Source organism: Galbibacter sp. (assembly GCF_035306585.1).
Classification (GTDB): Bacteria; Bacteroidota; Bacteroidia; order Flavobacteriales; family Flavobacteriaceae; genus Galbibacter.
Map to the genome: position 1 here is coordinate 1 of NZ_DATGNU010000133.1, position 15,968 is coordinate 15,968.

The 15,968-nt window shown below is 37.3% G+C and carries 15 protein-coding genes and 1 tRNA gene; 6 read left to right on the forward strand and 10 right to left on the reverse strand.

Translation table 11 applies throughout. The features are described from left to right. Positions 1–4: 4 nt before the first annotated feature. Positions 5–86 (reverse strand) — tRNA-Leu (locus VKY50_RS12215). Positions 87–194: 108 nt separating this feature from the next. On the opposite strand from VKY50_RS12215, the gene VKY50_RS12220 reads away from it, so the two are divergent. The 5 genes from VKY50_RS12220 to VKY50_RS12240 all read left to right on the forward strand — a co-directional run bounded on the left by VKY50_RS12220 (position 195) and on the right by VKY50_RS12240 (position 7,471). Further along, positions 195–1,583 (forward strand): dipeptidase, encoded by a 1,389-nt coding sequence (locus tag VKY50_RS12220; RefSeq protein ID WP_008991327.1) that lies wholly within the window; start codon positions 195–197, stop codon positions 1,581–1,583. Positions 1,584–1,747: 164 nt separating this feature from the next. Next, positions 1,748–3,139, forward strand: coding sequence for an aminopeptidase P family protein (locus tag VKY50_RS12225; RefSeq protein WP_324302099.1), 1,392 nt, complete (start codon positions 1,748–1,750; stop codon positions 3,137–3,139). Between the two features lie 30 nt (positions 3,140–3,169). Beyond that, entirely contained in the window at positions 3,170–5,407 is a 2,238-nt protein-coding gene (locus VKY50_RS12230) for a S9 family peptidase (RefSeq protein ID WP_324302100.1), read from the forward strand. A gap of 149 nt (positions 5,408–5,556) precedes the next feature. Then, complete coding sequence (locus VKY50_RS12235; RefSeq protein WP_324302101.1) at positions 5,557–6,450, forward strand: metallophosphoesterase; 894 nt, start codon at positions 5,557–5,559, stop codon at positions 6,448–6,450. 313 nt (positions 6,451–6,763) lie between these two features. Further along, positions 6,764–7,471 (forward strand): SGNH/GDSL hydrolase family protein, encoded by a 708-nt coding sequence (locus VKY50_RS12240; protein ID WP_008991323.1) that lies wholly within the window; start codon positions 6,764–6,766, stop codon positions 7,469–7,471. A gap of 4 nt (positions 7,472–7,475) precedes the next feature. Here VKY50_RS12240 and VKY50_RS12245 read toward each other — a convergent pair whose 3' ends face one another. The 8 genes from VKY50_RS12245 to trmB form a co-directional block, all read right to left on the reverse strand. After that, entirely contained in the window at positions 7,476–7,805 is a 330-nt protein-coding gene (locus tag VKY50_RS12245) for a 2Fe-2S iron-sulfur cluster-binding family protein (protein WP_008991322.1), read from the reverse strand. Positions 7,806–7,897: 92 nt separating this feature from the next. Continuing rightward, positions 7,898–8,950 (reverse strand): NAD(P)/FAD-dependent oxidoreductase, encoded by a 1,053-nt coding sequence (locus VKY50_RS12250; protein ID WP_324302102.1) that lies wholly within the window; start codon positions 8,948–8,950, stop codon positions 7,898–7,900. Positions 8,951–9,131: 181 nt separating this feature from the next. Further along, positions 9,132–9,371, reverse strand: a complete 240-nt coding sequence (locus VKY50_RS12255; RefSeq protein WP_008991320.1) for a NifU family protein — start codon at positions 9,369–9,371, stop codon at positions 9,132–9,134. A 13-nt stretch (positions 9,372–9,384) separates the two neighbouring features. After that, positions 9,385–10,512: an Mrp/NBP35 family ATP-binding protein gene (locus VKY50_RS12260; protein ID WP_324302103.1), complete on the reverse strand. Its 1,128-nt coding sequence runs from the start codon at positions 10,510–10,512 to the stop codon at positions 9,385–9,387. 265 nt (positions 10,513–10,777) lie between these two features. After that, positions 10,778–11,947 (reverse strand): ATP-binding protein, encoded by a 1,170-nt coding sequence (locus tag VKY50_RS12265; protein ID WP_324302104.1) that lies wholly within the window; start codon positions 11,945–11,947, stop codon positions 10,778–10,780. Between the two features lie 227 nt (positions 11,948–12,174). Continuing rightward, positions 12,175–12,498: an MGMT family protein gene (locus VKY50_RS12270; RefSeq protein ID WP_008991316.1), complete on the reverse strand. Its 324-nt coding sequence runs from the start codon at positions 12,496–12,498 to the stop codon at positions 12,175–12,177. A 41-nt stretch (positions 12,499–12,539) separates the two neighbouring features. After that, the gene (locus VKY50_RS12275; protein WP_008991315.1) at positions 12,540–13,190 is read right to left on the reverse strand and encodes a LysE family transporter; all 651 of its coding nucleotides are present in this window, start codon (positions 13,188–13,190) and stop codon (positions 12,540–12,542) included. Next, entirely contained in the window at positions 13,178–13,864 is a 687-nt protein-coding gene (gene trmB, locus VKY50_RS12280) for a tRNA (guanosine(46)-N7)-methyltransferase TrmB (RefSeq protein WP_324302105.1), read from the reverse strand. The genes VKY50_RS12275 and trmB overlap by 13 nt, the downstream gene beginning before the upstream one ends. A gap of 70 nt (positions 13,865–13,934) precedes the next feature. On the opposite strand from trmB, the gene VKY50_RS12285 reads away from it, so the two are divergent. After that, positions 13,935–15,005 carry a glycosyltransferase gene (locus VKY50_RS12285; RefSeq protein ID WP_324302106.1) on the forward strand — a complete coding sequence of 357 codons (1,071 nt, stop codon included), beginning with the start codon at positions 13,935–13,937 and terminating at the stop codon, positions 15,003–15,005. Here VKY50_RS12285 and VKY50_RS12290 read toward each other — a convergent pair. After that, positions 14,955–15,893, reverse strand: a complete 939-nt coding sequence (locus VKY50_RS12290; RefSeq protein WP_414652345.1) for a sensor histidine kinase — start codon at positions 15,891–15,893, stop codon at positions 14,955–14,957. The two genes, VKY50_RS12285 and VKY50_RS12290, sit on opposite strands and share 51 nt — an antisense overlap. Positions 15,894–15,968 lie beyond the last annotated feature (75 nt).

Consider the following 15,968-nt stretch of genomic DNA (forward strand, 5'->3'; position numbering starts at 1 on the left):
TTTGTGCGGGTGAAAGGAGTCGAACCTTCACACCTTGCGGCACTAGATCCTAAGTCTAGCGTGTCTACCAATTCCACCACACCCGCCTGTGTGTTTTGTGGGTGCAAATATAAATCTATTTTTTAAAAATCAAACTTAATAATTAAAAAAAATCTTCTTTTTTTGGTACATTTGAAGTTGTAACAATTTACTTCATGGAAAATTTAAAGTCGTATATCAATACGAACAAGGATCGATTCATTTCTGAACTCATAGAATTATTAAAAATGCCATCCGTAAGTGCTGACCCTGCATACTCTCATGATGTGCTAAATACTGCCGAAGCCGTTAAAGTCGCTTTGGATAAAGCAGGTTGCGATTATGTTGAGGTATGTGAAACTCCTGGTTATCCTATTGTTTATGGAGAAAAGATTATTGATAAGACCTTGCCAACAGTATTGGTGTATGGGCATTATGATGTTCAACCACCAGACCCTGTTGAACTCTGGGATTCTCCGCCATTTGAACCTGTGATAAAGAAAACAGAACTACATCCAGATGGTGCAATATTTGCACGAGGTGCCTGTGATGATAAGGGTCAGATGTATATGCACGTTAAGGCTCTAGAGTATATGACCCAAAACCAGCAGCTACCTTGTAATGTGAAATTTATGATTGAAGGTGAAGAAGAGGTGGGTTCTGAGAGTTTAGAATGGTTTATATTAAACAACCGTGAAAAGTTAAGTAACGATGTTATTTTGATCTCAGATACTGGAATGATAGCCAATGATGTGCCTTCAATAACTACTGGTTTAAGAGGGTTGAGTTATGTCGAGGTTGAAGTGACCGGCCCCAACAGAGATTTACATAGTGGACTCTACGGAGGTGCAGTAGCAAACCCAATTAATATTCTAAATAAAATGATCGCTGGGTTGCACGACGAGAATATGCGAATTAAAGTTCCAGGCTTTTATGATAAGGTCGATGAGCTATCAGTTGATGAACGAACTGAGATGGCAAAGGCACCCTTTTCTTTGGAATCCTACAAATCAGCTATAGGAATTGAAGATGTTTATGGGGAACATGGTTATACAACCAATGAAAGAAGCAGTATCCGTCCTACTTTAGATGTTAATGGTATTTGGGGTGGATATATTGGGGAAGGAGCCAAAACAGTTATTCCAAGTAAAGCATATGCTAAAATATCAATGCGACTTGTACCACATCAAGATTGGAAGGAAATCAGCGAATTATTCCAAGCCTATTTTGAGAGTCTAGCCCCCAAGGGAGTAAAGGTAGTTGTCAAGCCACACCACGGTGGCTATCCATATGTTACACCTATTGATAGTCTTGGATATCAAGCTGCAAGTAAAGCTTATCAAACTACCTTTGGAAAGCTTCCAATCCCGCAAAGAAGCGGAGGTAGTATTCCAATTGTGTCATTGTTCGAACAGGAATTAAAAAGCAAAACCATTTTAATGGGGTTCGGATTAAACAGTGATGCCATTCACTCTCCAAATGAACACTACGGTATTTGGAATTACCTTAAAGGGATTGAGACCATCCCATACTTTTACAAATATTTTACTGAATTAAATCAGTAAACAAGTACTTAAGATATCAAAATACACCATTTTCATTACGCTCCCTTATCATGAGGGAGCGTTATTATAATTACCTCATGTTGGTAGAATATTACCCAGTTTTAAATGAAAAATTGTATTATCCATCAATAATTGTCAAATTTGGATCTATAAATTAAATTGTAATGTTTTCACAACAAGTTTATATCAGTAGAAGAACTGAACTAAAAAAGAATTTAAAAAAAGGAACAGTCTTGCTTCCAGGTAATGGTGAAAGTGGGATGAATTTTAAAGATAACTGGTATCCTTTTCGCCAAGACAGTACTCTTTTATACTACACGGGTATAAATATCCCTGACGTCTATTTTGTATTGGACATTGAAAATGACCAAGAAATACTTTTTGGAAATGATCCTACTCCAGAAGAAATAGTGTGGATTGGGCCGACTACACCACTTAGAGAACTTGCAGAGGCTTCTGGAATTAAAAACATAAAACCTTTAAGTGAATTAGCGGATTATTTCGCTAAAGGAGCTCCGACTAATAAAATTCATTATTTGCCTCCATATAGAAGTGAGACTAGTGTAACACTGCATAAGCTCCTCGGTATGCCAATAGCAGAGGTCAATTCTAAATGTTCTGTTTCCTTGATAAAAGCTGTGGTCAAACAACGTGAGGTTAAGCAACTAGAAGAAGTTGAGCAATTACGTGATGCTGTTAATATTACAGCTCAAATGCATACCTACGCTATACAAAATGGTCGAGCAGGGAAAACCGAAAAACAAATTGCAGGAGACCTTCAAGCAATTGCAATTGGTGGTGGTGGAAATATATCTTTCCCAATTATACTTACCGCCAATGGACAATATCTGCACAATCATGCTTCCGAAAAAAAGCTCATTGATGGAGAACTCGTTTTATGTGATTGTGGAGCCGAAACTGCTATGGGTTATGCAGGAGATATGACAAGAACATTTCCCGTTTCAGAGCGCTTTACTGAATTACAAAAACAAGTATATAATATTGTTCTTGATGCGCATAACACTGCCATTGAGGCGCTAAAACCTGGGATAAAATTCTTAGATGTTCATCTACTTGCTTCCAGCAGATTAGTAGAAGGTTTAAAAGGTTTAGGCCTAATTAAAGGAGACACTCAAGAAGCTGTGTCAAAAGGTGCACATACATTGTTTTTTCAATGTGGTTTAGGGCATATGATGGGGTTAGATGTTCACGATATGGAAAATCTTGGCGAACCTTATGTAGGATATACAGATACACTTAAGAAAAGTGATGTCTTTGGATTAAGGTCCCTAAGACTTGGAAAAGAACTTCAAGAAGGCTTTGTGATTACCGTTGAACCAGGATTGTATTTCAATCCTTATCTGATAGATGCGTGGAAGGCAGAACAAAAGTTAAGTGAATTTATCAACTATAGCGAAGTGGAGAAGTTCAAAAACTTTGGAGGGGTGCGCATAGAAGAAGATTTTTTAATTACTTCAACGGCAAGTAAATTATTAGGGGATCCCTTGGCCAAAACCGTCTCTGACGTTGAAGAGTTAATAAATACCTCTAAATAATAGTAACATAAAAAGGCGGTCCATTAAACAATGTTAATAAAATTCAAATACCTTATCTGTGTTTTATTCCTTAGCTGTTTTATAGCACAGGCGCAAGAGGAACTTACTTTGGAAGCAATTTATAATTCCTCCAAATACAGCACTCAATACCACAGCCAAATTTTTTGGATCTCTAAAGGCGACGCGTATATCACCATTGCTACCAATGAAAATGGAGGAAAACAGCTGATAAAACACACTAGTAAAAATAATAATAAAAGTATATTTTTATCTTCACAAGCCTTGACTCCAATTGGAGCTACCAAAGCCTTAGATGTGGAGGCATTTAGTTTAAGTGATGATCAGTCCAAGGTTTTGATTTTTACCAACTCAAGTAAAGTATGGCGATCTAATACAAAAGGAGACTACTGGTTATACGATTTTAAACAGTCCAAACTAAGCCAGATCGGAAAACAATTTCCATCCTCTTCTTTGATGTTTGCAAAATTCTCCAGTGATAACAACAAAGTAGCCTATGTGGCTGATTTTAATATTTTTATCGAAAATATAAATACGGGGCTTATTGAGCAACTTACAACTAATGGCAGTACTACGCATATTAATGGAACTTTTGATTGGGTTTATGAAGAAGAGTTTGGAATGCGAGATGGGTTTTCTTGGAGTCATGACGATGAACATATTGCCTTTTGGCAATTAGATGCCTCTGATACGGGGACCTTCTATATGATCAATACTACGGATTCATTGTACTCAAAACCTATTGCATTACAATATCCAAAAGTTGGACAACCACCTTCCAAAACTAGGGTAGGTGTCATAAATACCGAAGATGGAGCCATAAATTGGATACCTATTCCTGGAGATCCAGTCCAACATTATCTCCCAGGCATGCAATGGGTGAGTGAAGACTTGTTGCTTATTCAACAAATGAATAGAAAACAAAATCAGCTTATTATTTATAGTTATAAGGTAGATTCAGGTGAACTCAAAAAGGTGTATACCGAAAACCACAGTGCTTGGGTAGATTTGCGATACCCGGATGTGTCTTCAAACCACTGGGGCGGTAATGAATTGTTGTTAACAGATTCCAATAAATCCTTTTTGAGAATGACAGAAACGGATTCGTGGCGTCATGTATACAGAATAAATATAGCCACAGGTGAGCAAACCTTATTGACACCTGGAGAATATGATGTAGCTACAATTTACGCTCTTTCAGATAATGAATTGTATTTTAGTGCCTCTCCTGATAATGCTACACAGCGGTATTTGTACAGTGTGCCTCTTAATGGAAAAGGAAAATTAAGAAGATTAACACCGCAGGATTATAGTGGGGTTAACACCTATGATATTTCACCAAACGCAAAGTTTGCCATCCATAAGCATAGCAATACTGAAAGACCAACTACAGTACAATTAGTACGTTTGCCTAATCATCAGCTTGTCTCAGAATTAGTGACTAATGATCATTTAAATGAGTCACTAAGACAATTAGATTTACCTACGACCTCTTTCTTTAAGGTCACCACTGAAGAAGGAGTAGAAATCGATGGGCGTATTACCAAGCCCGCTGACTTTGATTCAAATAAAAAGTACCCAATCGTTTTTAATGTATATGGAGAGCCATGGGGACAAATGACTATTGATAGTTGGATAGGAATGTTTGATATTTACCTAGCAAGTAAAGGCTTTGTAATTATAAAAATGGATAATCGAGGTACGCCTTCTCTAAAGGGTAGTCAATGGAGGAAATCCATCTACAAAAAGGTGGGGGTAATCAATACTCGTGATCAAGCACTTGCCGCCAAGCAAGTCTTGAAATGGCCTTTTGTTGATAAGGATAGAATTTCCGTATGGGGGTGGAGTGGAGGAGGTTCCATGACTCTTAACCTGATGTTCAAATACCCAGAGATTTATCAAACTGGAATTTCAATCGCTCCAGTTTCACATCAATTGTTATATAACAATGTATATCAGGAGCGGTATATGGGGCTCTCTACAGAAAATTTAGAAGATTATATCGCAGGCTCACCTGTGAGCTATGCAAAACATTTGGAAGGAAATCTGCTATTAATTCACGGCACTGGAGATGATAACGTTCACTACCAGAATGCAGAATACTTAATCAATGAGCTGATACGTAACAACATACAATTTGACATGATGTCTTATCCAAATCGTTCACATGGTATTTATGAAGGTGAAAATACCTCCATTCATCTCTACACACTGATTTCTAATTATCTGTTAGAACATAACAAAGAATAGCTAGCAAAACAGTGTTGTTTTTACTAGAAAACCGAGGTATCCCCTCGGTTTTCGCAAATTAATAGTTGTCAGAGAGATAGTTGAGTCTAGAATTTCACCAATAATTTAGCCTTAACAGTGTCAATATTTTCTTTACATTTACTGTTGCTATGTCAACAGAAATACGCTTTAACAAGGCTTTTAAAAATGCCATTACTATCCCTTTTGACGATAACTCGAAATTTATAATTTTTAGTGATTGCCATCGTGGTGATAATAGTTTTGCTGACGATTTTGCCAACAATAGAAATACCTATTTCCACGCCCTTAAAGAATACTACAAAAACGGCTTTACCTATATTGAATTAGGTGACGGCAATGAGCTGTGGGAAAACATCCACTTTAAAAGTATTTTCGAGGCACATAAGAATGTTTTTCTTCTGCTTAAGGAATTTCATGATGATAACCGGCTGCATATGGTGTACGGTAACCATGATTTGATTTATAACGATCAACAGGAAATAAAAAAGCATTATGATAGCTGGAGAGATCCCAATTCTGGAGAGCAAGTTCCATTAATGCCAGGGCTTAACTATCATGAGGCTATCCTGCTTCGCCATGCTAATACAGGACAAGAGATTTTTATGGCGCATGGACATCAAGCCGATTGGTGGAACCACCGATTTTGGCCCTTGAGTAGGTTTATGGTTCAAGTACTGTGGAGGCCTTTACAAGTAGTTGGGATATCAGATCCCACCAGCCCAGCAAAGAATAATAAGGAGTTATTTAGGGTAGAAAGACGAATCAAGAAATGGATCTTAAAAAACGATTCTATGATGACCATCACTGGTCATACTCATAGACCGAGATTTCCTGAACCAGATGAAATTCCATTTTTTAATGATGGGAGCTGTGTTTTCCCTCGTAGTATAACAGGAATTGAAATAGAGCACGGAACCATTTGTCTAGTGAAATGGTATGTGGATACTACCGATCAAGGTTTTCTTCAAGTTGTACGGACTGTTTTAGAAGGACCGAGAAAATTAAGTGACTACCAACGGTAAAAAATCCTATAGATTATTAGAACTGATACGGATTCCTATTGCTATTGGCGGTAAGAGATCGTCCTTAATAAACAATGACGAAATAACTCCATAGGTTTAACAAAAAATAAAAAATTTCGGGTAAATTACTGAAATATTGGTAAATTGCTTATGGAAACAAATAGTGTCTAGGGAGTCCTTTATAAGCATTTTAACCGTATATACTCCAAAATGTTTTCTAAGGAATTGATACCCATGGAGAATCTGGTTAGTATACCAAGGCTCTTTTAATTTAAAACCCTTAGATCACTATTTTGTTTGAAACCATAATGTGATGAGAAAAATAGTATTTATTATAGGAGTGGTTGCTCTTTTTGTTGGATGTAAGGGAGCTGCCGTAGGTGGTGGTCAAGGAGCTTCCGATTTAGAAAGACAAACTGTAAAATACCTTGCCTTAGGGGATAGTTATACACAAGGAGAAAATGTTTGTGAATCCTGTAGCTTTCCTATGCAACTCATGGAACGAATAGCCAAAGAGGAAAAGGTAAAGGTGAAGACTGAAGTCGTAGCTCAGACTGGTTGGACTAGCGCCGATTTAATCAGTGGACTGCGTTTGAAGCAACTTGGAAGCGATTATGATCTTGTAACCCTTCTCATAGGGGTAAACAATCAATATCAGAATAAAGATATAGCCTCATATGAATTGGATTTATCTAGTTTATTACTTAGAGCTGTTCAATACGCAGGTGGTGATAAGAATAAAGTGATTCTAATTTCCATACCTGATTATGCCTATACTCCAGAGGGACAAAGCAGTCCAGACCCCTCTAGCATAAGTTCCGCTATAAATCAGTACAACGAGGTTGCTAGAAAGTTAGCTGCTGCAAATGGAATTACCTTTGTGAACATTACAGATATCAGTAGGCAAGGCTTGGCCAATACAGATTTAGTTGCGGAAGATCAACTACACCCATCGGCTACGGCCTATAGCAGTTTTGTTTCAGAAATTCTCTTTGAAATTAAGAAAAAGCAATTGTTTTAGTCTACTAGACCTCTGGAGCTAACTCTACTTCAAGACCATTGAGTTCCTCGGTCATTTGTATTTGACATCCTAAACGTGAATTGTCCTTAACGTTAAAAGCCTCCGCCAACATGAGATCCTCATCATAGCTCATCTCAGGTAATTGGTGATCAGAGGTTACATAACATTGACAAGAAGCGCACATTGCCATACCTCCACATACGCCAATTGTTCCCTCAGGAGCCAATTCATAAGATCGGACCACCTCCATTAAATTCATGGCCATATCAGTGGGTGCATCTACCTGGTGTACTACACCATCTCTATCTTTTATCTTTATCGTAATATCAGACATTCGTTGAAATTTTAAGCTGGTAAAATTAAATAAAACTTTTTATAGTCTACTAATTTGCTAGAGAATAATTTTTAGTCCGTATGTCTGTTGTTTTAAGAAATGGATTTCACTACCGCTTTTTCTGCTTCTTTTCTACTTCCATCAAAGCCATCTACACCGCTAACAGTGGTGTATTTAAGGATGTATTTTTTGTCAGGGAAAATACGTTGGTAAGCACTTTGGCACATTAGTGTCGCTTCATGGAATCCACAAAGGATAAGTTTTAATTTACCTGGGTATGTGTTCACATCACCAATGGCATAGATTCCTGGAATATTGGTTTGATAGTCCAAAGCGTTATTTACTTTGATAGCATTTTTTTCAATTTCAAGCCCCCAGTTTGCGATCGGTCCAAGTTTTGGTGATAACCCAAAGAGTGGAATAAAATGGTCTACTTGTAAATCAAAGGTTTCGTCGGCTTTCTTAATTTCAATGGATTCTAATGAATCTTTTCCTTTTAAGCCTGTAACTTCAGCTGGGGTTATTAGCCTAATTTTACCTAGTTTGGTAAGCTGCTCTACTTTTTCTACAGAATCCAGCGCACCTCTAAATTCATTTCTTCGGTGTATAAGTGAAACTTCTTTAGCAACATCAGCTAGGAAAATAGCCCAATCCAATGCAGAATCTCCACCACCAGCAATAGCAACTTTCTTATCTCTATAAAGCTCAGGATCACGAATAATGTATTCCACTCCCTTGTCTTCAAAATCACCTATATTTCCAAGCTGTGGTTTACGAGGTTCAAAACTTCCTAGTCCTCCAGCAATAGCAACTACAGGAGCTTGGTGTTTTGTGCCTTTATTTGTGGTAACAATAAAGCTGCCATCATCTTGCTTTTCGATGGTTTCCGCTCTTTCCCCAAGGGTGAAACCAGGCTCAAAGGCCTCTATTTGCTTCATAAGGTTATTGACCAAATCACCAGCTAACACCTCGGGGTATGCTGGGATATCATAGATCGGTTTCTTAGGGTAAATCTCAGCGCATTGGCCTCCTGGCTGTGGCAAGGCATCGATTAAGTGGCATTTTAATTTTAAGAGGCCAGCCTCGAAAACGGCAAACAATCCAGTAGGGCCAGCTCCAATGATAAGTATATCTGTTTTAATCATGAAAGCAATCTTTGTACAGGGTTATAAATCCTGTGCTATTACATTAATTATTTAAATCTAGCTGTACTATATAGGACCATTTCCAAAATGTAAATTTCTTGGAAACTAAACATATCTATCTTCAGAACCTTAGACAATTTAAAATTGATCGATGTCCAGATTCAATTACAGCTACTGTGTTTTATTCAATGTTAATGACCTTTTCTATTTGAGGGACATATTTCTTAATGGTCATCTCCACACCAGTTTTAAGGGTCATCTGATTGACACTACAGCCAACACATGCTCCTTCAAGCCGAACCTTGACAAATTTATTGTCGTCTATGGAAACAAGGCTGATATTCCCTCCATCACTCTCTAAGAAAGGTCTGATTTCTTCTAGCGCCTTTTCTACATTTAATTTGATTTCTTCGGATGTCATCTTTTTAAACTGATTAATTTTTAACGGCCGAACAACCTGCCATGGTCGTTATCTTAATGGCTTCTGTAGGAGGTAGACTATCATTTCTTCTAACTACCTCTTGTACTATATTTTGAGTCAATACTGTAAATGCATCTTCAAATGGAGTGTTTTCTTGTAGCGCTGCTGGTCTACCAGTGTCTCCAGCTTCCCTCACACTTTGTATAAGAGGAATTTCACCTAAGAATGGGACTTGTAAATCAATTGCTAATTCCTTAGCTCCTTCTTTTCCAAAGATGTAATACTTGTTATCTGGTAATTCTTCAGGTGTGAAATATGCCATATTCTCTACGATTCCTAAAACTGGAACATTAATGCTTTCTTGTTGAAACATTGCTACTCCCTTTTTAGCATCGGCCAAAGCAACATGCTGAGGTGTACTTACAACAACGGCTCCTGTAATAGGCAGTGATTGCATAATACTCAAATGAATATCACCAGTCCCTGGAGGTAAGTCTAATACCAAAAAGTCCAACTCTCCCCATGCAGCGTCAAAGATCATTTGATTCAATGCCTTCGAGGCCATAGGTCCACGCCAAATTACTGCTTGATTTGGTTGAGTAAAGAATCCTATAGAAAGTATTTTAACTCCGTAATTTTCGACAGGTTTCATTTTAGATCGTCCATCAACATTTACTGCCAATGGTTTTTCATTGGCCACATCAAACATTATTGGAGCAGATGGACCATATATATCTGCGTCAAGTAAACCAACTTTAAAGCCCATTTTTGCCAAAGTAACTGCTAAATTAGAAGTAACAGTGGACTTTCCAACACCTCCTTTACCAGAGGCAACAGCAATAATATTTTTGATGCCAGGGATATCCTTACCTTTAATCTGAGGTTTTTCTTGAGCTTCTACCTTAATATTGACCTTAACCTTAGCCTTTTGGTATACTTTATCATGAATGGTTTTTAAAATTTCAACCTCTGTTTTCTTCTTGGCTTGAAGGCTTGGGTTGTTTATGGTAATATCTACAACCACCTCATCTCCAAAGATCATTACATTGGTTACAGCACCACTTTCAATCATGTTTTTTCCTTCTCCTGGGGCAGATATAGTTTCTAAAGCTTGTAAAACTTCTGTCTTGTTGATTTTCATGTAATTTTTTTTCAGCAATTCTTATTCTATCATTCGAGTTTAAAATACAAAAATCCTTAGGAAATTCAATGAAAAGACGCTAAATCAGCTTAGTGTCCTTATAACCTTTTTTAAACTCATTCTAAATTACAAAGATACACATTAAATATTATTTGGATGGTAATTGAAGATTTAATATACAAGGTTATAAGGCATGAGGATTTCTAGTATTTCCATTGGAAATTGAATTAAAGAAGCTGCATTCAATTTAATAATTAATCAAATATTATTGCCATAAATTAGCAAGAGGAACAGCGCTTAAATTTTCCCCAAATCCACCAGCGGTTTCTGTTCCTGTATATAGGACAATACCTCTTTTAAATCGTTTTCCAGCTAGTTTAGCTAAAGCTGATAGTCCTTTAAAATCCTCTTGTTTCAAGGAAGCTTTTGATTTAATTTCAACACCATAGAGTTGCTTTCTGTGATCCTCGATCACCAGATCGACTTCAGCGCCTTTGTGTTTGCTAAAATGCATTAGTTTCAAAGGATATGGGTGCCAACTGATCTGCTTTACAATCTCCATAGCAATAAAGTTTTCCAAAAGATGTCCAGCTTGTGTTCTATTTGTTAATAGGTTTTCTCTTTCATTGGTCATGCTGCATAATAATCCTGTATCATTTAAAAATATTTTAGGTGATTTGACAAATTGTCCTTCTGCATCTGGTGTCCATGCAGGGATTTTCACAATAAGAAATACTTGTTCAAGTAAAGTCAAATACCGCTGAGTTGTGGTGTTTTTTATTCCGGCTATTCGAGATATATCTGACATGTTTAACGTACTTCCAACCCTAGAGCCCAATAGATTTAGAATCTTTGGTATTTGAGCTAATCCTTCAATATTTGCTAGACTTCGTATATCCTTTTGTAAGATAGAATCTAAATAAGAATTAAACCATTTTATTCTTCTGATGTCTGAATCTCTGTGTAGCATTTCTGGGTAACCTCCACGTTTTATGAGTTCGATAAGTTCTTCCCATGGAGTTTGGATAGATTTAAATCTTTTTTCTAAATCCAAGAGGATAGGCAGGAAGTTACTTGGTTTACCTTTAATTTCATCCACTGAAAATGGCCATATGTTGTTAGTTTCAATTCGTCCCGCAAGAGAATCTGCAACTTTAGGACTTAATATTACCTCTGCAGACCCGGTAAGAATGACTCTTCGATTGCGATTTTCATCAATTAATTTTTTTAAACTTAAAAATAGTTCTGGGGCTCGCTGGATTTCATCAATAATTACATTATCTCCCATGTCTAACAAAAATCCCATCGGATCTTTCTGCGCAGCACTTAGAAGTGTTGGGTCATCTAGCGTTAGGTAATCCCCATTAAAAACCCCTTCTTTTTGAAGCTGTTGACAAAAGGTTGATTTGCCTGTTTGTCGTGCTCCTGATATCATTATAACCGGTGTGTCTTTAAGGGCTTCTCTAACTTTAGTATGTATAAATCTTTTTTTCCTAATGGTATGAATTCAGATACAAAATATTCTTCAAAATAGTTCAGTTGAAGGGTAAAATTGTATATCCTAATGGGTAAATATGTGCTCTTGCGTGGGTAAATTTGTAAACTTTACCGGCTAATTTTGGAAAAATAAATCATTAATAAACAATACTTCATGTAAGTCTCTTATAATTCCTTTGATGGATCCCAAAGGTAGTTTTCAAGATTCTGAATTTGATTGTCTTTTACTATAATTCCTTCACTCTCCAGAAGTTGTTGCATGAGGTTTGTACCCTGAAAATGGTGTTTTCCAGTCAATAAGCCTTTTCGGTTGACGACTCTATGAGCAGGAACATTTTCATTTTCGCTGTTTCCGTTTAGAGCCCATCCTACCATACGTGCGCTCTTTGCAGCACCTAAATATTTTGCTATGGCGCCATAGGTAGTTACTCTGCCATAAGGAATGCATCTTGTTACTTTGTAAACCTGTTTAAAAAAGTTTTGCTCCATCTGTTTGTGAAATTATTCTGTACCCTTCCAATGGATTACATCTAATAGGTGATGTAAAACAAGCGAATAAGGGTGATAATTAATAAAAGCCCCATTAGTCCACTTAGGATGTAATCAGAGTACCTAGAAAAATTATTGGTCTTATTCTCGAGCTTGTCAAAATAGAACACGTACATGTACAACATGGCAAAAGTGCCAAGTCCTGATGCTATCACAAAAACTAAGATGTCCCACAATTCGAATTTAATCCATCCAGAGACGTTCCAAGCAGCATTCATGCCACAGAAATAGGCGATAGGGAGGACGTTTAGAGCTGCAATAAGCATGCCTTTAAAAAAGGTACGTACTCTATTGCTTTCAATGGTTAACTGGTGTACCTTATGCTTGTTTTTGTGTTTGTTCTTTTTGGCAAGAACAAAGAAATATATAGCGAAAAATGCAAAAACTACTAATGCAATTTTTAGCAATAGATCAATTACAAAGGGATTTTTATACAGGTATTTTGAAATAATTACACCTAAGTAAGCTTGCATTGACACCACTGTAGATGCACCAACGGCAAACACTATACCATTGGTTTTACCTTTCTTCGCGCTTGTTTTCGCAGCCGTAATATTGACAAGTCCTGGAAAGACTATCGCCATCAGTGAGGCTGAAAAAGTAGCGAAGAAAAGTATAATTAAATGCGACATTCTCTCGGTTTAAACTTTAGGTATGTAATTGGTTTATTTTGTTCAAGATACTGTTTTTCGTAGAATGTTTGTATAGCAGTAACCTCTTTTGGACTTCCTTCGTTACGATAAATGTGGTGATTTGCATAGCAAACTTCCCAATTAAGCCCATGTAATAGCCCCAATGTGTACCCATGCATAAACTCGCTATCAGTTTTAAGATGGATACAACCATCACGATGTAATATTTTTTTATAGCGGTTTAAGAACTCGAGATTTGTAAGCCTGTGTTTGGTGCGTTTATACTTAATTTGTGGGTCTGGGAAGGTAATCCAAATTTCTCGAACTTCCTCAAAAGAAAAAAGATATTCAATCAGTTCTATTTGCGTTCTAATAAAAGCCACGTTGCTTAAGTTTTCTTCTACTGCAGTTTTCGCTCCTCTCCAAAACCGCGCTCCTTTGATGTCAATACCGATGTAGTTGATATTTGGATTGCCTTTGGCTAAAGCGACGGTGTATTCACCTTTTCCACATCCTAATTCTAAGACAATAGGATTGTCATTGTTGAAGAAGCCTTTACCCCAATTTCCTTTTAAAGAAAAATCTCCTCCGATCAATTCCGCTCTACTTGGCTGGATTACGTTAGAAAATGTTTCATTTTCTTTAAAACGCTTTAATTTATTTTTACTTCCCACTACAATTATTTAATTATTTGGCAAAATTAAGGAAATCTTTCACAGTGAAAAATTTTGTTCTTTTGAAGTTATGGACAATAGAAAACGAATTCTGGTGGCACCTTTAAACTGGGGCTTGGGCCATGCCACACGGTGTATTCCGATAATAAGAGAGCTCTTGGCGCAAAACCTAGAACCAGTAATTGCCTGTGATGGGGATGCGCTAGCACTCTTAAAAAAGGAATTTCCACAGCTTTGTTTTATTGAATTTCCCTCGTATAAAATTCGGTACGCAGAAAAAGCACGCTATTTTAAACTTAAGATGCTGTGGGATAGCCCTAAAATTTTTAAAGCCATTAGCGCTGAAAAAAAGCAAACCGAACAATTGGTAACCTCCTTAGGCATCAGTGGTATTATATCTGATAATCGCCTAGGGGTGTCTTGTAAAAAGGTCCCCTCCGTTTTTATTACGCATCAACTTAATGTACTCACGGGAAATACTACTTGGTTTAGTTCTAAGATTCACCAAGAAATCATTAAAAAATTCGATCAGTGTTGGGTTCCAGATGTAGCTGGCATCCCAAATTTAAGTGGTAGGTTGGGTCATTTAAAAAAGCAAAATCCAAAGGTAAAATACATTGGTGCTTTAAGTCGATTTAATTACTTAAAGAACGATGAAATCTATGATTTAATGGTGCTAATTTCTGGACCTGAACCCCAAAGATCCATGCTAGAGTCTAAATTATTGCAACAACTAGCTCACTACCCTGGAGAAGTTTTATTTGTTCAAGGCAAAATAGAAGCTAAGCAAAAAGTGGTCCAAAAAAACAATATTCTACGTTACAATTATATGAACACTACTGAGCTTGAAAAAGCCTTTAGTCAAAGTAAATTGGTGCTATCACGATCGGGTTATACAACGGTCATGGATTTGGCAAAACTCGGTAAGGCTGCATTTTTTATCCCGACCCCTGGACAATATGAGCAGGAATACCTAGCCAAGCGTTTAGAGAAAGCGAATCTCGTTCCATTTTGTGAACAAGATAAATTTGAGCTATCTATGCTAGAGCGTGTTGCTGGCTTTAGGGGTCTTAGCGAGGTGGGTAGGGAGCTAAACCTTAGCACTTTCCTTCGCCTTTTCAAGGGTGAAAGAGAACTCTGAACCAACGCCATAGACACTCTCCACATAAATCTTCTCCTTGTGGGCCTCTATTATGTGTTTTACAATGGCTAGTCCTAGACCAGAACCACCTTCTTTTCTACTCCCGCTTTTATCCACTCTATAGAAGCGTTCAAATAGTCGTGTCAAGTTTTGAGGTTCGATACCCTCACCGTTATCCGTTACACGAACGATAATTTTATTTTTTACCAGATCCTCAATACTGACCTCTGTGGTGCTTGAAGCCTTCGAGTATTTTATGGAATTCACTACTAAATTAGAAACGACTTGTTGGATACGTTCGCGATCCGCATAAACCATTATAGGCTCTTTGTAGATCGTGTCAAAGGTTAAGGTGATATCTTTTTTATGGGCCTTCATTTCCATCATGTCGAAGACCCCTTGGATGAGTTCAACAATATCAAAGTTTTCCAACTCCAGATGTAGATCTCCAGCCTCCAGACGTGTGATCATATCCAGATCACGAACGATGTATATCAATCGTTCCACCCCTTTATTGGCTCGTACTAAGTATTTTTTACGTATGTGCTTATCATCCATCGCCCCATCTAGCAAGGTCAATATATAGCCCTGGACCGTAAAGAGTGGTGTTTTAAGCTCATGTGAAATATTACCCAAGAACTCTTTTCGATACCCTTCCCGGATCTTAAGGGTTTCAATTTCAACCTTTTTATTCTTAGCAAACTTTTCAATTTCCTCGGTTAAGGTTTGCATATTTGTGGTGACAGGTTGATCTTGAAAGGATGTAGACTCTAACAAAGAGACATCATCATATATCTTTTTAACGCCTCTGTAGATAAATCGTTCTACTCTATATTGGAGCACGAAAAAGGCGAAAGAGAAGATGCATAGCGTTTGGATAGAAATCATCCAAAATAAACTCAATTCCAACCATTGGAAAAGCAACAATTGGCATAAAACAAACAGTGAAATAATGCCTGATGA